This window comes from Aminobacter anthyllidis, assembly GCF_018555685.1.
Classification (GTDB): Bacteria; Pseudomonadota; Alphaproteobacteria; order Rhizobiales; family Rhizobiaceae; genus Aminobacter; species Aminobacter anthyllidis.
In genome coordinates this window covers 388,950-407,595 of record NZ_JAFLWW010000001.1, presented here as the reverse complement: position 1 = coordinate 407,595, position 18,646 = coordinate 388,950, and the positions used below count along the sequence as shown (strand labels likewise).

General features: G+C 60.5%; 28 protein-coding genes and 1 tRNA gene. 18 read left to right on the top strand and 11 right to left on the bottom strand.

The annotated features are described in order from the left end of the window. The first annotated feature begins 449 nt into the window (after nt 1-449). The 15 genes from J1C56_RS02270 (at nt 450) to J1C56_RS02200 (ending at nt 7,558) form a co-directional block, all read left to right on the top strand. Nucleotides 450-1,244, top strand: coding sequence for a GP88 family protein (locus J1C56_RS02270; RefSeq protein WP_214385602.1), 795 nt, complete (start codon nt 450-452; stop codon nt 1,242-1,244). 70 nt (nt 1,245-1,314) lie between these two features. After that, complete coding sequence (locus tag J1C56_RS02265) at nt 1,315-1,890, top strand: hypothetical protein (protein WP_214385600.1); 576 nt, start codon at nt 1,315-1,317, stop codon at nt 1,888-1,890. Between the two features lie 26 nt (nt 1,891-1,916). Beyond that, on the top strand, nt 1,917-2,081 hold the full coding sequence (locus J1C56_RS02260; protein WP_214385598.1) for a hypothetical protein: 165 nt from the start codon (nt 1,917-1,919) through the stop codon (nt 2,079-2,081). Further along, the gene (locus tag J1C56_RS02255) at nt 2,074-2,289 is read left to right on the top strand and encodes a hypothetical protein (protein ID WP_214385596.1); all 216 of its coding nucleotides are present in this window, start codon (nt 2,074-2,076) and stop codon (nt 2,287-2,289) included. Before J1C56_RS02260 ends, J1C56_RS02255 begins: the two co-directional genes overlap by 8 nt. 3 nt (nt 2,290-2,292) lie before the next feature. Then, nucleotides 2,293-2,586 carry a hypothetical protein gene (locus J1C56_RS02250; protein WP_214385594.1) on the top strand — a complete coding sequence of 98 codons (294 nt, stop codon included), beginning with the start codon at nt 2,293-2,295 and terminating at the stop codon, nt 2,584-2,586. A gap of 3 nt (nt 2,587-2,589) precedes the next feature. Further along, nucleotides 2,590-2,766: a hypothetical protein gene (locus J1C56_RS02245; protein WP_214385592.1), complete on the top strand. Its 177-nt coding sequence runs from the start codon at nt 2,590-2,592 to the stop codon at nt 2,764-2,766. Between the two features lie 3 nt (nt 2,767-2,769). Then, nucleotides 2,770-3,003: a hypothetical protein gene (locus tag J1C56_RS02240; RefSeq protein WP_214385590.1), complete on the top strand. Its 234-nt coding sequence runs from the start codon at nt 2,770-2,772 to the stop codon at nt 3,001-3,003. Between the two features lie 378 nt (nt 3,004-3,381). Further along, nucleotides 3,382-3,567 (top strand): hypothetical protein, encoded by a 186-nt coding sequence (locus tag J1C56_RS02235; RefSeq protein WP_214385588.1) that lies wholly within the window; start codon nt 3,382-3,384, stop codon nt 3,565-3,567. A 27-nt stretch (nt 3,568-3,594) separates the two neighbouring features. Beyond that, a complete protein-coding gene (locus J1C56_RS02230; RefSeq protein WP_214385586.1) occupies nt 3,595-4,047 on the top strand; it encodes a helix-turn-helix domain-containing protein in 453 nt (150 codons plus the stop codon). A 389-nt stretch (nt 4,048-4,436) separates the two neighbouring features. Then, nucleotides 4,437-4,805: a MarR family winged helix-turn-helix transcriptional regulator gene (locus J1C56_RS02225; protein ID WP_214385584.1), complete on the top strand. Its 369-nt coding sequence runs from the start codon at nt 4,437-4,439 to the stop codon at nt 4,803-4,805. Next, entirely contained in the window at nt 4,798-5,766 is a 969-nt protein-coding gene (locus tag J1C56_RS02220) for a tyrosine-type recombinase/integrase (protein WP_214385582.1), read from the top strand. Before J1C56_RS02225 ends, J1C56_RS02220 begins: the two co-directional genes overlap by 8 nt. Nucleotides 5,767-5,962: 196 nt before the next feature. Continuing rightward, the gene (locus tag J1C56_RS02215; RefSeq protein ID WP_214385580.1) at nt 5,963-6,811 is read left to right on the top strand and encodes a prohibitin family protein; all 849 of its coding nucleotides are present in this window, start codon (nt 5,963-5,965) and stop codon (nt 6,809-6,811) included. Nucleotides 6,812-6,894: 83 nt separating this feature from the next. Further along, entirely contained in the window at nt 6,895-7,077 is a 183-nt protein-coding gene (locus tag J1C56_RS02210; protein ID WP_214385578.1) for a hypothetical protein, read from the top strand. Beyond that, nucleotides 7,074-7,472, top strand: coding sequence for a hypothetical protein (locus tag J1C56_RS02205; protein ID WP_214385576.1), 399 nt, complete (start codon nt 7,074-7,076; stop codon nt 7,470-7,472). The genes J1C56_RS02210 and J1C56_RS02205 overlap by 4 nt, the downstream gene beginning before the upstream one ends. A gap of 1 nt (nt 7,473) precedes the next feature. Beyond that, nucleotides 7,474-7,558, top strand: a tRNA-Leu gene (locus tag J1C56_RS02200). Nucleotides 7,559-7,833: 275 nt separating this feature from the next. Here J1C56_RS02200 and J1C56_RS02195 read toward each other — a convergent pair. Next, nucleotides 7,834-8,109: a hypothetical protein gene (locus tag J1C56_RS02195; RefSeq protein ID WP_214385575.1), complete on the bottom strand. Its 276-nt coding sequence runs from the start codon at nt 8,107-8,109 to the stop codon at nt 7,834-7,836. A gap of 87 nt (nt 8,110-8,196) precedes the next feature. Here J1C56_RS02195 and J1C56_RS02190 point away from each other — a divergent pair, with 87 nt between their 5' ends. Next, nucleotides 8,197-8,394, top strand: coding sequence for a hypothetical protein (locus tag J1C56_RS02190; RefSeq protein ID WP_214385573.1), 198 nt, complete (start codon nt 8,197-8,199; stop codon nt 8,392-8,394). Between the two features lie 91 nt (nt 8,395-8,485). On the opposite strand, the gene J1C56_RS02185 is transcribed toward J1C56_RS02190, so the two are convergent. The 7 genes from J1C56_RS02185 to J1C56_RS02155 all read right to left on the bottom strand — a co-directional run bounded on the left by J1C56_RS02185 (nt 8,486) and on the right by J1C56_RS02155 (nt 13,593). Next, nucleotides 8,486-8,860, bottom strand: a complete 375-nt coding sequence (locus J1C56_RS02185) for a DUF1515 family protein (RefSeq protein WP_246591063.1) — start codon at nt 8,858-8,860, stop codon at nt 8,486-8,488. 1 nt (nt 8,861) lies between these two features. Continuing rightward, on the bottom strand, nt 8,862-9,158 hold the full coding sequence (locus J1C56_RS02180) for a hypothetical protein (RefSeq protein ID WP_214385571.1): 297 nt from the start codon (nt 9,156-9,158) through the stop codon (nt 8,862-8,864). Between the two features lie 246 nt (nt 9,159-9,404). After that, nucleotides 9,405-9,803: a hypothetical protein gene (locus J1C56_RS02175; RefSeq protein ID WP_214385569.1), complete on the bottom strand. Its 399-nt coding sequence runs from the start codon at nt 9,801-9,803 to the stop codon at nt 9,405-9,407. Further along, nucleotides 9,800-10,198, bottom strand: coding sequence for a hypothetical protein (locus J1C56_RS02170; RefSeq protein ID WP_214385567.1), 399 nt, complete (start codon nt 10,196-10,198; stop codon nt 9,800-9,802). The genes J1C56_RS02175 and J1C56_RS02170 overlap by 4 nt, the downstream gene beginning before the upstream one ends. Further along, nucleotides 10,198-10,596, bottom strand: coding sequence for a hypothetical protein (locus J1C56_RS02165; RefSeq protein ID WP_214385565.1), 399 nt, complete (start codon nt 10,594-10,596; stop codon nt 10,198-10,200). Before J1C56_RS02165 ends, J1C56_RS02170 begins: the two co-directional genes overlap by 1 nt. After that, complete coding sequence (locus tag J1C56_RS02160; protein ID WP_214385563.1) at nt 10,596-11,453, bottom strand: glycoside hydrolase family 19 protein; 858 nt, start codon at nt 11,451-11,453, stop codon at nt 10,596-10,598. The genes J1C56_RS02165 and J1C56_RS02160 overlap by 1 nt, the downstream gene beginning before the upstream one ends. A gap of 22 nt (nt 11,454-11,475) precedes the next feature. Then, complete coding sequence (locus J1C56_RS02155; protein WP_214385561.1) at nt 11,476-13,593, bottom strand: D-Ala-D-Ala carboxypeptidase family metallohydrolase; 2,118 nt, start codon at nt 13,591-13,593, stop codon at nt 11,476-11,478. Between the two features lie 216 nt (nt 13,594-13,809). Between J1C56_RS02155 and J1C56_RS02150 the strand changes: the two genes are divergently transcribed. Next, nucleotides 13,810-14,388 (top strand): hypothetical protein, encoded by a 579-nt coding sequence (locus J1C56_RS02150; protein WP_214385559.1) that lies wholly within the window; start codon nt 13,810-13,812, stop codon nt 14,386-14,388. Here the strand turns inward: J1C56_RS02150 and J1C56_RS02145 are convergent. Further along, the gene (locus tag J1C56_RS02145) at nt 14,385-15,209 is read right to left on the bottom strand and encodes a hypothetical protein (RefSeq protein WP_214385557.1); all 825 of its coding nucleotides are present in this window, start codon (nt 15,207-15,209) and stop codon (nt 14,385-14,387) included. The genes J1C56_RS02150 and J1C56_RS02145 overlap by 4 nt on opposite strands. Before the next feature lie 51 nt (nt 15,210-15,260). On the opposite strand from J1C56_RS02145, the gene J1C56_RS02140 reads away from it, so the two are divergent. Continuing rightward, nucleotides 15,261-15,398 carry a hypothetical protein gene (locus tag J1C56_RS02140; protein WP_214385555.1) on the top strand — a complete coding sequence of 46 codons (138 nt, stop codon included), beginning with the start codon at nt 15,261-15,263 and terminating at the stop codon, nt 15,396-15,398. On the opposite strand, the gene J1C56_RS02135 is transcribed toward J1C56_RS02140, so the two are convergent. Then, nucleotides 15,395-17,491 carry a hypothetical protein gene (locus tag J1C56_RS02135; RefSeq protein WP_214385553.1) on the bottom strand — a complete coding sequence of 699 codons (2,097 nt, stop codon included), beginning with the start codon at nt 17,489-17,491 and terminating at the stop codon, nt 15,395-15,397. The two genes, J1C56_RS02140 and J1C56_RS02135, sit on opposite strands and share 4 nt — an antisense overlap. Next, nucleotides 17,491-18,540: a hypothetical protein gene (locus J1C56_RS02130; protein WP_214385551.1), complete on the bottom strand. Its 1,050-nt coding sequence runs from the start codon at nt 18,538-18,540 to the stop codon at nt 17,491-17,493. Before J1C56_RS02130 ends, J1C56_RS02135 begins: the two co-directional genes overlap by 1 nt. Between the last annotated feature and the right edge of the window lie 106 nt (nt 18,541-18,646).

The following is an 18,646-nucleotide window of genomic DNA, read 5'->3' as shown; positions in this document are numbered from 1 at the left end:
CTAGCCACCGGCTCACTGGTTGACCCAATATCCCGACTGCTGCGGCGACAGGGCGGCGACACTGGAAAGCACGACAGGCTGACAAAATCACCACGATAACGGATTGACAACGGAAACGAAGCGAACTAGCTTTCAAACAACGGCGGAGACGCCGAGCGGCGAACGGGTCACCGCGCTAACAAGCGCTTAGAGCCTCGCCGGGTTCTTTGAAAACTGAATAGGTCACCTAAGACCATAAACGGGGCGCGGATGACAAAGCGTCAAGTCATCGGGCGGAGCAGCATCGTCCTAAGAGGGTAGCGCCTCGAATGCTGTGATCTCCTACCACGCAGACCAAGTGGTGGGACTATACAAGCCCAAGGGGTCCTTGGGTTTCTGTAGTCTCACCGTCCGTCACCTCCAGGCTGACGGCGGAGCTATGTCCAATTCCCTACGCTATCGGAGTGACCATGTTCAACGGTTCCCTCATTCGCTCTGGCGGCAACGCCAAGACCATCAAGGGTGACAAGGCTGGCGTCTATGAGACGGCCATCATGTACCTAGCGCCAGCCTCTCAGTCCCTCATGGGCAACGTGTGTCCCATGGCAGGGCAAGCAGGGTGCGAGGAGGGTTGCCTGTCCAAGGCTGGCCGCGCTGCCATCTTCAATTCAATCGTCAAGGCAAGGATCGCCAAGACGCAGCGGTACTTCAAGCATCGAGCCGCGTTCATGGCCGAGTTGGTCAAGAACATCGAAGCCTTTGTGCGGTACTGCGAACGCAAGGGCGTCAAGCCAGCGGTGCGCCTCAATGGCACCAGCGATATCCAATGGGAGTTCGGGCATCCGGTCTACCGCACCACCGACTTCGACACTGAGTTCGGTCCGTGGGTGGGTGAGTATGACAGCATCTTCCACGCTTTCCCTGAGGTGCAATTCTACGATTACACCAAGGTCTACAAGCGAGCCTATCGCAAGCTGCCAGCCAACTATGCGCTGACGCTGAGCTACAGCAACGCCCATCCCGCCTACTCAATGGCTGTCCAGACGGCAATGCGGGAAACCGGCATCAACGTCGCTGTGGTCTACCGCACCAAGGAACTCAGGGACGCCCACGCCGCTCGGGGCTACGGCATCTTCCAAGAGGTGCGGCCTGTCATCGACGGCGACGAAACCGACATGCGCTTCACTGACCCCAAGGGTGTCATCGTGGGTCTCTATGCCAAGGGCCCTGCCCGTAGGGACACCACAGGTTTCGTCGTGGGCTAATGTCCACGTTAACGGGGTGTCTTCGATAGGCACCCAACACCACAACCAATCCTATACCGCGAGCATTCCCATGTCCGTCCGCAAGTCCATCACTGCCGCCAAGGCCGCACTGGCCGCCATCGACACCAAGACCAAGAGCCGTGACGTCATCGTCAAGACCCTAAGGGCCGCTGGGTGGTCCTCGGTTGGGTCAGGCGCTTTCGCCACCTGCATGGCACACAAGGCCGCGCCGGGGATCGTCATCAAGGTCGGTCAGGTCGTCAGTTCCAAGGCGTGGATCAAGAGCCGCTGGCAGGACGGCTTCATGAACTACGTCGAGGCCACCAAGACCACGCAGTCCCGCTATGCGCTCAAGGTCTATCACTCGGCGTGGGTCAATGAACTGAGCGGCGGCACCTACGTCGCCATCGTCGAGCGGTGCCAGAAGGCGAAGAGCAAGGCGCACCGCGAGGCTATCAGTGGCATCGACAACGCAACCGCAAGCTGGGGAACGTCTTGGGGTGGCCGCGCGGTTTGCGTCGGGCTCAACTTCCTCGAACACGTCGCCGTCTATGGCACCCTCGATTGTCACGGCAAGAACGTGATGGTCCGCGCCAACGGCCATCTGGTCATCACTGACCCGCTCGTCCTCCCCGCTTCTCGCTAGTCCCAAACCTATACCGGAGAAGCGCCATGATTGACGCCAGCTGGGTCATCGTCTGCCGCACCACCGGCAAGCCCGTGATGGAAACCTTCAACTTCGAATTGTGCCAGTTCGTCCGCTCCGAGCGGTACCGCGTGGTGCCCATCAGGGCGTGGCTGGCCAGCCTTAACCAACAGGAGCATGACCATGACTAGCCGCATGTACCATACGCTACTGGCACGGGACGGACGCAACGCGCCGTGGAAGATCGAGTTCGGCGACTACAGCCGAGCCACAGTCGAAGCCGAGCGGCGCTACTACCGCGACCAAGGCTACAAGGCCGCGAGCCTCAAAATCATCACCACTGGCGACACGCAAGCCGAGATCAACGCGGCTGTCGACAAGCTCAACGCAGGAGAATGAACCATGGTCGCGAAGATCAAAACCGTCTGCATCGCTGGATCATGGGGTGAACTCACGGTCAGCGCCAACACCGGCAGGGTCATCAGCTATGACCATCAGGGCACCCTACCTGATCCTGACGGCGAGACAGGCTACTCCGACATCGTTCGTGTCGACCTCGACGAATGGCGGAAAACCTATCCCCGCGAAGAGCCCCAGCACCTCGACGTCCTCGACGTGGGCGCTTGGACCTCGGGTGGCGAGTACGTCCCGCCTGAAGTCGAATGGCGCAAGGACATTCGCGGGGTGGAGGCCTGAGCCATGCGCTATCAAGTCCACGCCAGAATGAGGGCCGACCATGAGATTGAGACGCTGACTATGGTCGTCACAAAGCCAACCCGTAGGGACGCCGAAGCGGCGCTGCTCACCGTCTTGGACAAACTCCGCATCTCGCCATTTGATGTCGTCAGCGCCTACTCGCTCGCAATGGAGGACTGAGCTATGCGATCGCTTGATCCACACGAGGAAGCCGAACTCGTCGCCTTCGCTAAGGCCGAGGGCCGCCTCTGGAAGGCCTACCTCAACCTCTTTTGGTACCGAGGGCTTCCTGTACCGGGCTTCCCACTCCTCTACGGCCTCCGCAACACCCACGGCCCTTACTGGCTCGACGCCTACCGCCTCCCGAAGAACCCGGATGCGGTCGCCCAGGCATCTGTCGAAGGCCGCCCAGCCTAGTTATCCACAACCACCAGATTAGGACATCATTCCTACTAGACGGCGATCCCGTCGACGGGTAAATGCATCCTTAAGAGAGGACAATATTCCTATGGAGATCACCGATTTCATACTGGTCGTCGTGCTGGTCGGAGGGCCCTACGGCCTCGCCATCTGGGCGCTGGTGATCGAGGTCAGGAGGACCCACCAGTGACCTATACCGACACCAATCGCCCTGGCTGGCTTGACCGCTGGCTCAACTCGGAGGAGCGCCGCCGTGGCTGAGTTCCCCAAGTTCGACATCGCCGAGCCCGAGGAAACCGTGTGGGCCTCCTGCACCAAGGGCCTCGCCTTCTTCACCATCATCCTCACCCTCATGTGGCTGCTTTAGGAGACACCATGGACAAGCCCAAGATCACCAAGCTCATCACTGACAGCATCGTCGCGGCGGCCTCGGCCATCGAATGTGTCGCCGACGAGAGCCCCGAGGAAGCCGAGCGGCGCATCAAGAGCGCCTACTACGGCCTCGACAACGCCCTGACGCTGGTTCGCCGCGCCAAGGTCACCACCGCCAACGCCGCCTGACCCAAAACCTGTACCGAACGAAAGGACATGACCATGAAGAACCATAAGCCCCTCAACACCGAAACCGCTCGTGCCCTCAAGCCAGGAACGAAGCTGGTCTTCATCAACGCTGGCCGCAACACCGTCTCCGCTCTCAATGGTGCGCTGTGCAAGGTTGGGCCGAAGGGTACCTTCACGCAGTTCGGCAGAACGTGGCTCGACATCATTTGGACAAGCCCTGAGGCACGTGGCCAAAACGACGGCGGCTATCACCCGTATGATTTCGCCGTGGCCCACCGGTCGCTCGCCCCTCAGGCCCGAGAGGTCCTGAAGATGCTGAAGGAAGCTGGCCGGATCACCGGAGTTCAGGCTTGGAACATCCTGAAGGTGCGCAGTCTGCCGCGCCGCATCTCGGACCTCAAGGAGGCCGGATACAACATCAAGAAGGCCATGAAAGAGGACCACACGGGCCAGCGCTACGCTGAGTACACATTAGCTTAAAAGCAACTATCCACAGGTGCCCCGGGGTAGACACGGTGTCGCACTAGACACCTGTCTCTTCGGTTTCGTAAACAAATTTTCATGTCAGGCTTATGGGGAAACCTGACCTTTCTTTGGCAACAAACAGGGACTGAAATCGATATCATGTACATTGCGTTTTTGAATGAGACCGACGACCCCATAGCAGTAATCTCAGTGGATGCAGAGGACCATTGGGGTGCCTGTGAGATCGGTCACGCCCTCCTCGGGGGTGCGAGGTTCCCGGGTGCTGTTGAGTTCCAGGTCTACGAGCGAAACCTCTACGTTTGCCTTCATATTGACGATAACGGAAAAGCTTCTATAGTGCAGATGCCGCCCGAATAAGGGGCATCACCCAACGGAGAATAGAAATGTCCAACAACCTTGAGTTCGATGCTCGCGAGCTAAACGTGATCATTCGGGCCCTGAAAAGGTTCAGCCAGTTTGACCACAAGATGCAGGTCTCCACGATCCTGACCCTTCTTGAGATCGCCCTGGCGGAGCGGAACAACGAAGAGATTTCCGTTCAGGACATCGAGAAGCGTGTCGGCCTCCAGTCTGGCACCGCATCCCGCAACACCTACTACTGGGGCGAAGGTCACCGGGAGAACACTGGGGGTCACGAGATGATCAACATTGGGTTCGCACCGAACGACCGCCGCAAGAGAACATTGCGCCTCACCAACAAGGGCAAGGCGTTCATCAATGACGTTGTGAAAGGGGTGACCGAGAATGGCTAGACAACGTGGTAACCGCTGGCAAGCTGATGTGCTGATCGACGGGCAACGCAAGCGCGTGTCCTTCGCCACTGAGGTTGAGGCGGTAGCCTATGAGAAAGCTGTGGAGCTAGGACACACTGGGGCTCCTGCGGTCACCCTCGGGCCGTTCATTGACGAGTATTTCGAACTCCTCTGGGGTGGCGACAAGCGCCCCGAGAGCAGCCGCCTCAGCTGCAAGGTCATCATGCAGTACATCCCCGAGACCACACCGATGGCCAACATCACGACCAAGATGATCATCACCGATCTGATTGGCGGCATGAAGAAGGCTGGCAAGGCTGGCGGCACCATCAACCGCAAGCTCTCGGCCCTGTCGAAGATCATGAAGCTAGCCAAGCGGCTGGAGGTCGTCGACCGGCTCCCCGAGTTCGACTACCAGCAGGAGGGCAAGGGCCGCGAACTGATCCTGGACAAGCCTGACGAGGTCAAGGGGCTCCTATACCTCGACCACCTCGGGCTGGCCGCCAGCGCCGCTCTGATGCGCTTCCTACTCTACACGGGGTGCCGCCTTGGGGAAGCCTACAAGGTCTCCCGCAAGAACGTCGCCAACGGCTACGTCACCTTCGTCGACACGAAGAATGGCGACAACCGCAGCGTCCTCCTGATCGGCCCTGCCAAGGAAGGTTGGGAAGCGATCTGCAAGATGACCGACGCCGACATCCCGTTCGCCGAAGCGCTGCCCGTCAAGACCTTCAGGGGTCACTGGGAGCGCCTCAGGGTACACCTTGAGATCGCCGACGATGGCCAGTTCGTGCCGCACATGCTTCGGCATACCTGCTGCAGCCGCTTGGTCATCAAGGGCGTCCCGCTGCCTCAGGTCATGAAGTGGATGGGACACCGGAACATCCAGACCACGATGCGGTACGCCCATCTGGCACCCAAGGACCTCGACATGGCGGCTAGGGCCCTCTTGGCCGCCTAACACCCACCACCACTTCTGACATTCGCTGGGCTCCCCCGAGAAATCGGGCGGGGCCTTTTCTTTGGCTCGAACCGGAGAACGCCATGTTCCTCCAATTCCTCGGCCTCTGCGCAGCAGTTGGCTTCGTCACCCTAGGCCTCCTGAAGCTGGCCGAAATCATCCAGACCATCACCAACGCCAAGAAAGGCAACTGACCATGACCATCAAGATCGCAGCATTCGGCGCTTCCGCAGCACTCCTCGCAATCCTCTCGTTCGGCAGCTTCTACGTGGTCGACCAGGGCGAACGCGGCGTCGTCACCCGCAACGGTGCCATCCTGGCCGTCAATGAGCCCGGGCTGGGCTTCAAGATGCCCATCATGGACGGCGTGACGTACATCGACGTGCGCTCCAAGGCGAAGACCTACGACAGCGTCATGGCCTACAGCGCCGACCAGCAGACCGCCACGCTGGCCGTCTCGATCAACTACTCGATCCCCGGCGACAAGGCAGGGATCGTCTATGCCGAGTACGGCAACGAGGACAACCTCCTATCCCGCCTCGTCGAGCGCAAGCTCATGGCCCAGGTCAAGAACGTCTTCGGCCAGTACAACGCGGCTCGGGCAATCACTGAGCGAGCGAAGCTCAACGCCGACATTCAGATCGCCCTGCAGGAGGCCGTCGAGGGTCCCGTGGTGATCGAGGCCGTCCAGATCGAGAACATCGACTTCTCGGACACCTATGAGGCCAAGATCGAGGAACGGATGAGCGCCGAGATCGAGGTCCAGAAGCTCAAGCAGAACCTGGAGCGCGAGAAGGTCCAAGCGACGATCCGTGTCACCCAGGCTGGGGCCGAGGCCGACGCCACCCGAGCCCAGGCTGAGGCCGACGCCGATGCAGCCCGTCTACGTGGTGAGGCCGAGGCCGACGCCATCAAGGCCAAGGGCGCGGCCCTGAGGGACAACCCGACGCTGATCGAGTTGACAGCTGCCGAGCGCTGGAACGGCACCCTGCCGACCACGATGGTTCCCGGTGGTGCGACCCCGTTCCTCAACGTGGGGAAGTGAGCGTGTGCCTATCAGGAAGATGTTCATCCTGCTGCCACAAGAGGGCAGAGGAACGCGACAAGCGGAGGGAGACCAAGGCCCCAGTGGCGAAGGTCTTCGTAGTCACCGGCTGGACCGAGAGCGGCGACGAGTTCGTCTACGTCTTCGCTGAGGAGCCAACCAAAGAGAGCCTCAACGCCTTCTTCGCCGACGAGATGCCCTACGAGTGGCGAAACGAGTGCATCCAGCGCTGGAGCATCAGCGAAGAGGAGGTGCGGTCGATATGACCAGCTTCGCTGAAATCAGCCAGATCGTTCGTTCGATCACGTACAAGCCGGGGTGGTGCTTCCACCTCGGCGCGGAGGCTGGGCGTGTCTTCATCCAGGTTGCTGTGAACACCTTGAGCGACCTCACCATGGACCCCACAGGGAAGTCCGAGGATCGCACCCCGTGGAAATCTGGCAAGCGCTACCTGTCGCCTCATATGTGTCGGCAGGAGATCGTCGGGGCCGTCTTTGGGCTCATCAAGGATGCTGAGTTGCACGAGGTCCACGAGTGGTTCCGCTACAAGGGGGCCTCAATCTACAACCCCCACCTTGACCCGGATGTCCTAGTCGAGGTAGCGAGGCGTCGGTCTTCCTTCAACGTTCGCGAGAACGCGATGTCGATGGTGGAAGGCTGATGCGCGTGTGGCGGAATTGGTAGACGCAGCAGGTTTAGGTCCTGCCGCCGCAAGGTGTGGGGGTTCGAGTCCCTCCACGCGCACCAAGGAACTGGATGTTGGGAAACCGCACATCCGGTGCTGTGACAAGGGTGTGCCAAACTGTGCCGCCACTGGCACACTCGGTGAAAAATACCCAACTAAATCAAGTCCTTAGTTTTGGGGATTGGATTTAGGTTCCAGTGCCGAGAGGCGTGTAGGTTCGACTCCTATCATCCGCACCACCTTCCCTCAGCTAAGCTGTTTTCATTGAACAATTTTCGGAGTCGGTGGCACCATTTGGGGCACATTTTGTGGCACAAGATGCGTGCTAATTAACAACCTACGTCGCCCGGCGGCTGTTCGCATTGTTCTTGAACGGGTTCGGCCGGTCCTTCTCAGTGCCATGGCTGAGTGTCAGCCCGATATCTTTGCCGCCACAGTTTTCGCACCTGAGCTTCGGCGTCAGGTCGTCATGCATGGTCGAATGATCGAAGCCTAACCGTTCGCCCAGCTTCTGCAGGTCCAGCACTGTGTGGTGCCGGCAGCGGTTGCAGTGCGCCCGCAGAGTGTGCGGGTGGTCGATGAGGGCTTGGATGTGGTCGAGGGCAATGGACATGCGAACGGAATAAGAACACCGACCCTTGCCGTCAAATCACATTGCCGGTTTCAATCCGCAGTGCTTCACTCCCGGCGGGAGGCGAGCATGGCAGAGAAATCGAGAGACATCCGTTTCGGCGATACGATCACGCTTGAGGTCGAGGTGGTTGGAACATGGGACGACGGGCGGATCACGTTCCATATCAGCGGGTATGCGGCCCCGATCACGATCAGTGCGGAATGCCCGGATATCGTTGGCGTAGACCCGACAAGCCCATCGAGGCAGAAGGGGCGCAGGCGATGAACTCGCAACCGATTTTAGAGTGGTTGAGAGTTGTCCTGAAACGCAAAAGCCCCGCGCATGGCGGGGCCTTGGTAAGGCGCGGACGTGACTGTCAGCCCCCGCGCAATATCTTCACGATTTCCGCCCAGTAGGAGAGGATGATCGCCGTCAGAGCCGAACTGCCGATACCGGTGACGGCCAGCGCCCCCATCCCAGCTTGTTTCCATCTCGTGACCTCATCTGTCACGGTCTTCACGGTCTTCATGTCGTTCTTCACTGTGTTCATATCCGATTCGAGATAGCCAGTTCTGGTGACGACCTCATCAAGGCGCCGATGGACCGTGGCGCGGCTGACGTCCGATTTGTCTTCCGAATCCTTCATATCGTCGCGGATGTCGCCGATTTCCTTGCCAAGCGCGTCGAGCTTTCCCATTATGGTGCCGAGTGTGCGGTTGATCTCGTTCAGGCCATTGAAGTCCGGCGGCATCTCAGACGCCCTTGTCGATTTCGGAGGCCTTGCCGCCCAACACCAAGCAGGCGACCATTTGGCGGACAATGAGGATGGACCATTGCCCGTTTTCGGAGTGCGTCACAATGACATCAGCATCCTTGGTCTTACCACGCATGATGACGAACTCGCCGAACCGCTTCTGCAAATCCTGCAGCACCGCCGGTTCAGGCCCGCACATCTGTTGCGCTTCCGCCGGCCTCGACATCAAAAACAGGGCAATGAGCAGGGCAAGCCCGGCCATAACCCATAGTGTGTACCGCCATGTCCTGATCATTTCCCCAGCCCTTTCCGGTAGTTTTGATCCCAAGCCCAACACCGATCGATCCGCGCATTTGCCCGACCAAGGGCGCGGTCTGTCTTCAGCAATGCGACGTCCAGCCGATCACCTAGCTTGACGCTGGAGCGTTCCTTGATGCGGCAGTCCGCTGGTTTTTCGGGAACCTTGGCGGCTTCCTGTATCGCGGCGCGCGTTGCCTCGGCCGCCACTTGAGCGCGCTTGGCATCTGCCAGCCGCGCCCGATCACTTGTTATGCATCCGGTCAAAGAGAGGCTGATCAACACCATCAGGAACAGCGCCGGCCTTGAGTTGTTCGATTTCATCGGAAAGCCCCTCGTTTTCGCGCTCGGTGGCGATGCGCTGTTCTTCGAAATGACGGTTGGCATCGGCGAGAGCAGACGCCCTGCCCTCAGCGAAAACGCGAAGATCCCGTTCGGCCGCAAGCTTCGCCTCGAGCGCATCGATCTCGGCGCCGGCCACGAGCTCGGAAACGGCCTTGTTCACCGCCTTTCGAACGGCTGATGCCTTGTCGAAATGAACCCAGAGGCCAGCAGCAACGATCAACGCCAGCGGAATCGGGATCATGATGGTGAGCACCCGCCATGCAGCGAGCGCGAGGGGTTTGAGGGCGAACCAGGTCATCCGTCGCTCCTCATGGCCCGCATACCCAGCGCGTGGCGCCTACCCTTGTGCTTTTCGTTGGCCCAACTCTGTGGCTGGAACTTGAAGTCGATAGGCAAGCCCGTCTGCGCCTTCAGCCAGTCTGAAATCGCCACGGTGTGAAGTAGCCATTTCAGGTCGTGCTCAAAGACACGAATGTCGGCCTGTGGGAATTCTCGTTGGAAGGCGTCATCCCCAAGGATCATGACGACATCGACGTCGCGCCAGTCGGGGCGATCCAGGGCGCTGCCGACCAGATAGCAGCCGAAGCCATCGTCATAGGCGCTATTTAGATGCATACAGGCGAGATTGAGCTTAAAGACTGCAGGCACGCCAACATACGACGCTTTCCTCTTTGTCTCAGGCGCATCAGCCATCACAGACCCTCTGTTTCGATATGAACAGCCGCCGCTGGATCAAGCGGGACGAGGATTCGCGTCCAGTCGACCGACAGAATGCCGGCACGCGACGGATGCGGATCATGGGCGAGCTTGCCATCCTTGTAGACGACCATATGGCTGACGCCACGCGGTGATGGGCCGCTGACGAGGTAATAGCCCTCGAAAGGCAGGTGGCCATGTTTCAGCCAGACATGGAAACCGCGTGCCTCCATCCAATCTTCGAACGCAAGGCCCCACAGGCGGGGCTCCGGCGCGATTTCGAGGAAGTGGGGAACGTCGGTGATCGGCAGGCCAAGAATCGACGCCGTGGCGGCGCGGACGCAATCTCCGCCAACACCTTCGCCCGCGAATTGGGTTTGATCGACGGGCTTCATCACAGACCCTCATGCTTCGAAATGAACAGCCGGTCGCGGAAGATGTAGACGACAAGCCCCAGAACCGCGGCGAGCAGGATGAGCGTCAGGAAGTTGACCCCAAGCGCATCCATGAGCGATCGACCGCTTTCGACGGCGCTGGAGACTTCGTAGATCTGGTTTCCAATGCCTGCCGTGGACAGACCGCCGGCCAGAAGGCTTGCCCGCCCGATGTTCGAGCGGGCAGCGGTCTTGCTTCCGATCTCGGAAACACTGTCGTCGCCCCAGATCTGAACTGCCTTGCGGAAGGCGGCGCGGCGATCGGCGAGGCCGTTGTAGCCACCATTCACCTTGAGCGTGACGCCGCGGATATCGTTCTTGTCGGCCGGCGCGTTGCAGCCGTTCATTTTCCAGAACGAAATTGCGGCGCGGACCCCGATCAACGCCTCGAGCAACAGATCGGGTTCCTTGACCAGGTCGAGCCCCAAAACCTTGCCGATCGCCCGATAGTTGTCCTTGCCTGTGACCTGTTTCGGACCCCGGCCCCGGAAACGCCAGCCGTCGTCTGGACCGACATTCCCCATCCTCCCGCCATAGACCTTATTGGCCAGCGCGCGCGGGTTCATGGCGTAGGGTTCCGCCGACTTCAGCGTCGGAAACCGCTTCGGCCAAACCGCGCAAAGTCGCTTCGCCGAATAGTTCAGGTTTTCCTCGGTGACGCGGAGCCCGCCGCTTTCAACGAACATCTGCGCCATGAAATGGCAGATCCGAAGCGGGGTATTGATCCCGGCGCGCTCCATTTCCGGCTGCGCATCCGCTATGGCCTTGATAAGCGCCGGCCTGCCGCCGGGCGCGAACGCCTTCAGCTCGTCGAGCATTTCGATTGTCCTTGTTGAAGAGCTAGTAGAGACCACCGCGACCGGCTTCGATTTCGCGGGAAGCGCCGGGGCTGATATCCCGGCCCCTGGAAACGTCGTAGGAGCGGTCGGAACCACTGGGGCGATCCGGCGCATTGGGGAATGGGCCGCCCGATGTCGGGTTTGCGAATGTCATGCGCTGGCCGAGGATGTTGGTGCTGTAACCGCCCATCAGCTTCGACAGCAGGCTGTTCTGGGCGATATTGCCACTGGCGAGCTTGCTGCCGAGTTTGGCGCCAACGGCCCCTGCAAGGGGACCACCAACCATGTTTCCGAGAGCCGCACCCAGCAATGAGCCAGCAATAGCCTTGCCAGAAGGCATCTTGCCCAGCATGCCGGCAAGAGGATCGGACAGACTGGCCTTGGACAGCGGCCCCGGTGTGCCTTTGACGGCCATCTGGTTGCCGTTCGGGCCCGTTGCCGTGGTCACGCCGAATGCGTTGGTCACATAGGTATTCGGGTTGTTTTCGAAGCGGGAGACGCTGTTGCCCCCCGTTGCCGTGCCAGTCCCCACCTGTCCGCCATAGATGTCGGATGCCGTGAATTTTGGTGCCGGTGGTGCGGCAAGCGCGAATGCATCTTCGATCCTCTGCTGAGGCGTCTTGACCCGAGCGGTTGTCGGCGTCGTCACGGGCTGCGCGATCTTCGGCTGGGTCACTACCTGCGGTTTGACCGCAGGCATGGCCGGAGCCGGCGTAAACAGCGGCTGCGGTCCCTGCGGAACGAGTGACTGAGCCGGTCCCATCAGGCTCGGCGACATCAAGGCCGCATTGGCCGGGGCTGTCGGTGCGGGCGGCTGAAGCATTGTGCCGCGCGGGATGCTGTTCATGCTGTTGGTCGGGGCCGGCACGGCACGACTGGCCGCGGCCTGCTGATAGACAGAAGCCTGCTTGGCGGGCGAAGGCTGGGCTGCGGGCGCAACCATCCTCTGTGCGGGCAGTGACGTGGCTGGCGCTGTCATCCGCGCCGAAGTGAAGGATGGTGCTTTGGTCTGGCCGATCCCCAACGCGGCGCGCGGGATCGACGGCGAGGCCTGAGCAGATGGAGTTACCGCCCCAGACACAAGGTCATATGCCTTCGAAGCGAGGTTTGCGATTGGATTGCGCCGGGTCAGTTCCGGTGCATCCTCATATGTCGCGTTCGTCGGGCCAATTCCTGGCAGGTTTGTTGCCAGAGACGTCCCAGGAGCCGCCTTCAATGTCTGCGAAGGCAAACCACTGGCCGGGGCTGTCATCATGGCAGAGTTGAACGATGGAGGGGTTACCCTTCCACGTCCAAGCATGCCTTCGGAAAGCAGGGCCGCCAACGGGTCTGTCCGCTCCGGCAGGCGATCGGCTGTGGCTGTGGTGACAGTGCCACGCGGCCCGAAACGTTCTGGATCGGGTTCACGTGGCTGTGCCGCGGCCAGATTGCCGCGCTCAACCACACCTGCCGGCGCTGCCATCAAGCTGGAGGGAACCGGAGCAAGGGGCGCACGTTCGATCTGCCCCAGAGGCGCGGCGACCAGAGGATCAGGATTGCGGGGCGGAGCATCAGGCACCGGGGCCTGATCTGGAGTCCTCAATCCCCCGAATTCCGCAGCGGCCTGGAACCAGTCGGGAGCCCTCGACATGTTCGCTGCCGAGCGGTTGTGCATGAAGTGCGGATCGACACCGTTCGGCCTGGCGCGCATATCGACATGCAGCATGTCCGGCGATTGATCATAGGTGATGAATCCGCCGGCACCGCGTTGCGTCAGTTCGCGAACAAGCTGCTCCCGTTCGACTGACGTCATGCCGGTCATGTCGATGTCGGCGGCCTTGCCTTGGACGTGCATGCTGCCCTTCGCGCCGCCCACCCTTTGATTGTGCGAGGCGCTGCGATAGCCGGACGTGATCCCGAGGTTACGGCCAAATTCCGTTGAAGTGCCGACCAGTGCATCCTGCAGGTCTTGGGCGATGCCAGACTGGTTGGAGTTGTAGAAGTCCAACCCACCCGGATTGAGGCCGTTCGGCGCAAGGGCTTCCAAGCCGCGCGGGCCGACATCGACCTGTGGCCGCGAAACCGGCTCAAATGCCGCAGTACGGAGAGCCGAACCAATATTCGACACGGCATCGGTCACTGTCGACGCGACCTGCTTCACTGGCGCCGTGATCGCATCAACGACCGATCGAGGCTGGACCTGATCAATGGCGACGGGCTCGACATAGCCAAGGGCTGTGTTGAAGGGGCGGCCCTGCGGATCCTCGAAGAAGATATGGCCTGTCGTCGAAGCGACCTTTGACAGGCCCTTGGGCAGGTTTCCGACAGCGCGCGGCGTTGCGTAGAACATGCCGGCATGGGTTGGCCCGTTCTGGACAACATCCTGAAGCGCCTTTTTTGCCAATTCCCGATATCGGCTGGCACCTGGAGGCAGCGCTTTACCGTAGGCGTTGAACTCCTTGCGGTTCGATACGATATCCTGATGCGAGAGCCCGGTGGCTTTCGCGCGGTTATCGATAGCCGATGCAATCGCAAGCATGTCGCGATAGCGCTGTTCCTTGGTGCCAGACGTCGCTTCGCCCAAGATGACATCAGCGACAGTTTGTGCTTTCATTTGGCTGAACCTCTGGAGGCGGAAATGTTGAAATTCATCGTCGCAGCGACCTTGCTGGCGACACCGGCAGCAGCAAAAACATGGTCAGATGCCAGTTGCTCTGTCGGGCTGACGTCCGAGAATGGCGGCTTCACGTTCCAGCCGCACGACGGCGATGCCGTCAGATGCGAAATTGCCGATTGGCCCGTCGATCAACAGAAGGCCAAGCTCTCGTGTGACGATGGCTCAAAGCCGGTGATGGTGGTGATTTCTGACAGCCAATTGACCTTCAATGGCGTCGAAATGACCGAAGTCACTGACACCGGGCCGATCTGCGACTAAGCCGCCAACGGCTCCCTGCCGCCGCCCTGCTTCAGGAAATCCTTGAACTCCACCAGCGCCATCTCCGTAATGCCGCCGATCCGCTTCCGGCCCTTCCCGTCACTGAACGATGCAGCATAGAAGCGGCGGGCCTCACGTTCATTGCGGGCCCCAAGAACAGTCTTGATCTCGTCGAATTCGCCGGTTTCGGGGTCGATCTGGTCGATGACAAATACCACCCCACTGCCGACATGAGGGCCGAGGAAGATGTCGACGTGGTCGTCGTCGGCACCGGTGGTCTTCTTCACATAGCCATAATGAACGGGCATTTTCACCCGCCATGACTTTCCTGAGGCGTCCTTGCCTTTGCGGACACCATCCTTCGGGGTCTCAATGGCGATATCCATGCCGGCCACTTTGAGATGGCCTTTGTTGTAGTTCCCTGCCTTAGCCTGCGCCTCGGTGGGGCGACGGGCCCGACGACCGGCCCTATCAATATCCTCAGGCGTTTCGGCCCGGATCGGGTTTCCCCGTGTTCCTGGCTTTGAAGGGACGGGCGGCGACAAGGCTGAGGGAGGCGAAACCGCATCCTCGTCGCCGCCCTGCAGGGTGGGAGCGCCGGTCGTGCGCTCAACCTCCCCACTCTCTTCATCACCTTCCCCTATCGCAGGCTCTTCCTGCTCGCCGACGAGGGTGACGATCTTGCTGGAAACAAGGAACTCATAGAGTTCATGCATCTGATCTGAGGATATGGTTCGGCCAGCCACAGCCTGCTCGAGCGCGGCAACCGCAGCACGACCGAACATCTCGATGTCGTCGTCCGAAAGGTCGACCTTGTGCATGGTTTTGAAACCCTTATTGCGAGAATGGCCGGGACCGCTTAGATTCAGGCAATGGATGAGAAGCCATCACCTGACATCATCGAAGTCGGCATCGATATCGTGGTCGCCCTTGGCGGGCTCGCTCTGATGCTCTACCTCAAGGCCAACTACGCCCACGACTTGGGCGCCTGGATCGTCAGTTTCTTCTAGTTCACGACCATCTGAGGTGTCGCGACAACGTTGCTGGACCGCGCCGCCAAGGCTGCGGCCTTCATCAGGGCGTCAACTGCGGCCATGCGCTGAGGCGAAATCGCTGCCTTCTGCACGGCACGGGCAATCATTGCCGGATCGTCCGAGAGCAACATCTTGGCAGTCTGGGTCATGACGTTGCCGTCGATCTTCTTGCCTGCCATCCTTGCCCCGCTGGAAAGGGCGGCGGCGGCGATGCCCTTGTTGAAATCGCCGGTGTACCACCAGGTACCACCACCGATCACACCGGATTCGATCAACTGGCGTGCCGTGGTCGAATTGCCGAAAGCACCGCGCAACGCATCCATGGCGGTCTCGACACGAACAAAGGCCTCGATTTCCTGTGCCCGATCCTTGCCGAAGGCCATAACCATCTTTTCCCGCGATTCCTGCGACTTGAAGAGGCGGTTGACGACATTGGTCCTGTCTCCGGCCGCTTTCGCCATGTCGATCAGCTCCGAGGCAAATCCGGTCTCGAATGCCTCGCGTTCCGCCGGCTTCATGGCGCGGATGCCACGATTGAACTCAGGCAGCGACTTGCTCGATTTGGCGAACATCTTGCCGGCCTCGACAGCATCCTCGGCACCGAAAAACGAGGCCGCCCCCTGTCGAGCTGCCTTGTAGGACGGAACGGCCTGATCGAGGTTGGATACAAGCTTGTTTTTCAACGCCATCAGATCGCCCGCAAGAACGTTGTCGCCGCCGCGCTTGGCGAGGCCGATATTGCTGTCGAGGTTGCGTTTGACCTGATCCCAGAACTGGAGCGTCGGTTTCGCGATCGACCCATCCTGGTTGACACGAAGCACGAACTTGCCGTTGACCTGTGTGAACGGGTTTTTCACGGCTTGGAAGCCATCAACTGCAGCGCGATTTGCGCCCCTCTTCGTGGCTCCAATGGCCGCTTCCTGCATTGCGGGAGCCTGCATGAGTTGAGACAGCCCGGAATGCCACATGTCCTGCGCTGCCGGCTGGGCAAAGGCACGGCTATATGCCGGCTTGTTCGCGGCTGATGCGGCATCTTTCAAACCATCGATCATCAGCAGATCGTCTGTCTTGCCACCGGTGAGGCGGCTCACGAGCCGGGTGACGCGATTGCCCTGCCCTGCAAATCGATCGCTGACAACGCGTTCCATGGCGCCACGCGCTTCTGGAGACTGATTGGCTGCAGCTCGAGCAAGGGCTCGGGTCTGCTCGCCACCCAGATCAGCATTCATGAGGGGCTGATTGTTCTTCGCTGCGGTGGCCAGATCGGTGGCGTCCAGAACACCGGCAGGACTTGCCTTGTCGATCTTGATTGCCGAGGCCACCCGGCGCCCTGCTTCGGCTTCAGGATTTAGCGCGCCGCGAACGACACTGCCAACCTTGTCTTTCACCGCGCTGTAGCCACCCTTGACCGCAGCCCCGACCGCTGGGATCGCACCACCGACAGATGCACCGATCAGCGTTGAACCAACGACATCTTCCACATCGCCACCACGCACTGCGGCATCGGTACCACTGATCGCACCGCCAGACGCCGCCGAATAGCCGATCCTCGATGGGAGCGACCCGGACAGGCCCAAAGCTTTGGCACCGGTTGCGGTGGCACCGATGGGTGCAAGCACGGCTGTCGAGCCGACGATATTGCCGGCAAGCGCCGTGCCAGGGTTATCCCTGATCACTTGCTCCTGCCGTGCCCGCATCTGCTTGTAGTTCTCGGCAAAGGTCTTGTCGGAGAATGGGGTAACGGCGGCTGAGGCCGCCGCACTCGTCGCTGCTTTCATGACGGGGCCGATTACAGGAAGATCGTTCGCCCCGGTGACGAATGCGCCGACCTTGTCGTTCATGCTGGTATGTTCGACCAGCCCAGTTTCCTTGTTGTAGCCCTCAACACCGGGCGGCACGTATTCTGGAACGTTGTGGCCAGCGTCGGGCGCTCCAAGGCCGATCTTCGTATTGAATTCCTCAATGGGCAGATCGGCATAGAACTTCTTATGCAGAGCTCCGGCAAGCTGCTCGTCGCTCATGTCCTGATACTGCGGGAATTTCTCGCGTACTTCGGCAATCGTCGGCATCAACGAATCCCCAACGGGTCAGAGAGGCCTTCACCAGTCCCAGACACCCCGCCAGCAGAAGGCGAGATTTCGCTGATGCCAGCCTCAGCGGCGAGACCTTCGATGTCGCGGCGCTTCTGCTCGATGAACGCCCTCAGAACGACCTGCTTTTCGGCTGGCGTCTTGTCAGGATCGCCCAACGTTGCGCGCAGGGTGTCACCTTCCTTCACTGTGAAGGCGGCACCGAATGTGTCGCGGAGCAGTGGCAGTATCTGATTGTCGACCGTGGCGATGTACTCGGATCGGGCCACAGCGGCCTCGCGCGGCTCCATGCCGGCCTGTTTCATGCCAGCGTCCAGCCCCTGCCCCGCAAGCGTGTAGGTCGCTTTTTTGGCCAGACCGTCAAGCTTGGTGATGACCGTCTCAAGCCCAGGCATCTTGCTGGACATGCTCCTGTAGGTCGCCTGTGCCTCGCCGCGCGCCTTGCCGGCTGCAGTACCGCTCCCGGTGGCCAGGGCTTTTGCATACGGGTCGTATGGAATGAAGCCGTCCGGGACATTCGATTTGATCAGTCGGCCATCCCTCGTGGGCTGGACATAAATCGTTTCTCCGGTGTCAGGATTGCGCATCATCTGGGGTGCAAGGCCGGTTTCCGACGTGCCTGCCTTGGCATCGGCCGCAGCCTTGCGTTCCTGAAGCGATTGCGCGCGCTCCGCGATTTCCTCGCGGCGGCGGTCAGCGGCCAGCTTGACCTCGTTCTGTTCTTTCGCAGTGTAATATTCTGATGCGCCGCCAAAACCCCTGCCGAACGACACGAATGGATCGCCTCCGCTATTGCCGAGATTGGCCATGCCTGCGCCGGCCGCGCGGATCATCTGGCGGAAGTCGCCACCAGCACCGCCGCCGCCGAGCAATTGCATCAGCGGGTTCTGGGGATTCGTCATTTCAGGAGAAGGGGCCGCAACGGGCATCACAGGCTCGGTTGGCTCCCGTCCGGGCATGAAGGTGCCGCCCGGCAGCGTCGCCGGTCGTTCCGTCGGGATCGGCGCGGTTTGGGGCAACGCGACCATAGGACGGCCCTGAGGCATTGCAGGAGCCGGCATAGGCGTAGCCCGAGACTGGTTTGCGCCACCGGTCAGCAGGGATACGAGGCTTTGAAGGAAGTCGGCCATTTTT

What these genes read in the sequence shown, in the direction of transcription:
- J1C56_RS02170 (WP_214385567.1), bottom strand. Translation starts at nt 10,198, where the DNA reads ATGGCTGATGCGCCTGAGACAAAGAGGAAAGCGTCGTATGTTGGCGTG.
- J1C56_RS02265 (WP_214385600.1), top strand. Translation starts at nt 1,315, where the DNA reads ATGTCCGTCCGCAAGTCCATCACTGCCGCCAAGGCCGCACTGGCCGCC.
- J1C56_RS02260 (WP_214385598.1), top strand. Translation starts at nt 1,917, where the DNA reads ATGATTGACGCCAGCTGGGTCATCGTCTGCCGCACCACCGGCAAGCCC.
- J1C56_RS02220 (WP_214385582.1), top strand. Translation starts at nt 4,798, where the DNA reads ATGGCTAGACAACGTGGTAACCGCTGGCAAGCTGATGTGCTGATCGAC.
- J1C56_RS02190 (WP_214385573.1), top strand. Translation starts at nt 8,197, where the DNA reads ATGGCAGAGAAATCGAGAGACATCCGTTTCGGCGATACGATCACGCTT.
- J1C56_RS02270 (WP_214385602.1), top strand. Translation starts at nt 450, where the DNA reads ATGTTCAACGGTTCCCTCATTCGCTCTGGCGGCAACGCCAAGACCATC.
- J1C56_RS02240 (WP_214385590.1), top strand. Translation starts at nt 2,770, where the DNA reads ATGCGATCGCTTGATCCACACGAGGAAGCCGAACTCGTCGCCTTCGCT.
- J1C56_RS02175 (WP_214385569.1), bottom strand. Translation starts at nt 9,803, where the DNA reads ATGACCTGGTTCGCCCTCAAACCCCTCGCGCTCGCTGCATGGCGGGTG.
- J1C56_RS02255 (WP_214385596.1), top strand. Translation starts at nt 2,074, where the DNA reads ATGACTAGCCGCATGTACCATACGCTACTGGCACGGGACGGACGCAAC.
- J1C56_RS02140 (WP_214385555.1), top strand. Translation starts at nt 15,261, where the DNA reads ATGGATGAGAAGCCATCACCTGACATCATCGAAGTCGGCATCGATATC.
- J1C56_RS02180 (WP_214385571.1), bottom strand. Translation starts at nt 9,158, where the DNA reads ATGATCAGGACATGGCGGTACACACTATGGGTTATGGCCGGGCTTGCC.
- J1C56_RS02250 (WP_214385594.1), top strand. Translation starts at nt 2,293, where the DNA reads ATGGTCGCGAAGATCAAAACCGTCTGCATCGCTGGATCATGGGGTGAA.
- J1C56_RS02165 (WP_214385565.1), bottom strand. Translation starts at nt 10,596, where the DNA reads ATGAAGCCCGTCGATCAAACCCAATTCGCGGGCGAAGGTGTTGGCGGA.
- J1C56_RS02245 (WP_214385592.1), top strand. Translation starts at nt 2,590, where the DNA reads ATGCGCTATCAAGTCCACGCCAGAATGAGGGCCGACCATGAGATTGAG.
- J1C56_RS02195 (WP_214385575.1), bottom strand. Translation starts at nt 8,109, where the DNA reads ATGTCCATTGCCCTCGACCACATCCAAGCCCTCATCGACCACCCGCAC.
- J1C56_RS02145 (WP_214385557.1), bottom strand. Translation starts at nt 15,209, where the DNA reads ATGCACAAGGTCGACCTTTCGGACGACGACATCGAGATGTTCGGTCGT.
- J1C56_RS02160 (WP_214385563.1), bottom strand. Translation starts at nt 11,453, where the DNA reads ATGCTCGACGAGCTGAAGGCGTTCGCGCCCGGCGGCAGGCCGGCGCTT.
- J1C56_RS02235 (WP_214385588.1), top strand. Translation starts at nt 3,382, where the DNA reads ATGGACAAGCCCAAGATCACCAAGCTCATCACTGACAGCATCGTCGCG.
- J1C56_RS02150 (WP_214385559.1), top strand. Translation starts at nt 13,810, where the DNA reads ATGGGTTGGCCCGTTCTGGACAACATCCTGAAGCGCCTTTTTTGCCAA.
- J1C56_RS02130 (WP_214385551.1), bottom strand. Translation starts at nt 18,540, where the DNA reads ATGGTCGCGTTGCCCCAAACCGCGCCGATCCCGACGGAACGACCGGCG.
- J1C56_RS02205 (WP_214385576.1), top strand. Translation starts at nt 7,074, where the DNA reads ATGACCAGCTTCGCTGAAATCAGCCAGATCGTTCGTTCGATCACGTAC.
- J1C56_RS02215 (WP_214385580.1), top strand. Translation starts at nt 5,963, where the DNA reads ATGACCATCAAGATCGCAGCATTCGGCGCTTCCGCAGCACTCCTCGCA.
- J1C56_RS02230 (WP_214385586.1), top strand. Translation starts at nt 3,595, where the DNA reads ATGACCATGAAGAACCATAAGCCCCTCAACACCGAAACCGCTCGTGCC.
- J1C56_RS02135 (WP_214385553.1), bottom strand. Translation starts at nt 17,491, where the DNA reads ATGCCGACGATTGCCGAAGTACGCGAGAAATTCCCGCAGTATCAGGAC.
- J1C56_RS02225 (WP_214385584.1), top strand. Translation starts at nt 4,437, where the DNA reads ATGTCCAACAACCTTGAGTTCGATGCTCGCGAGCTAAACGTGATCATT.
- J1C56_RS02185 (WP_246591063.1), bottom strand. Translation starts at nt 8,860, where the DNA reads ATGCCGCCGGACTTCAATGGCCTGAACGAGATCAACCGCACACTCGGC.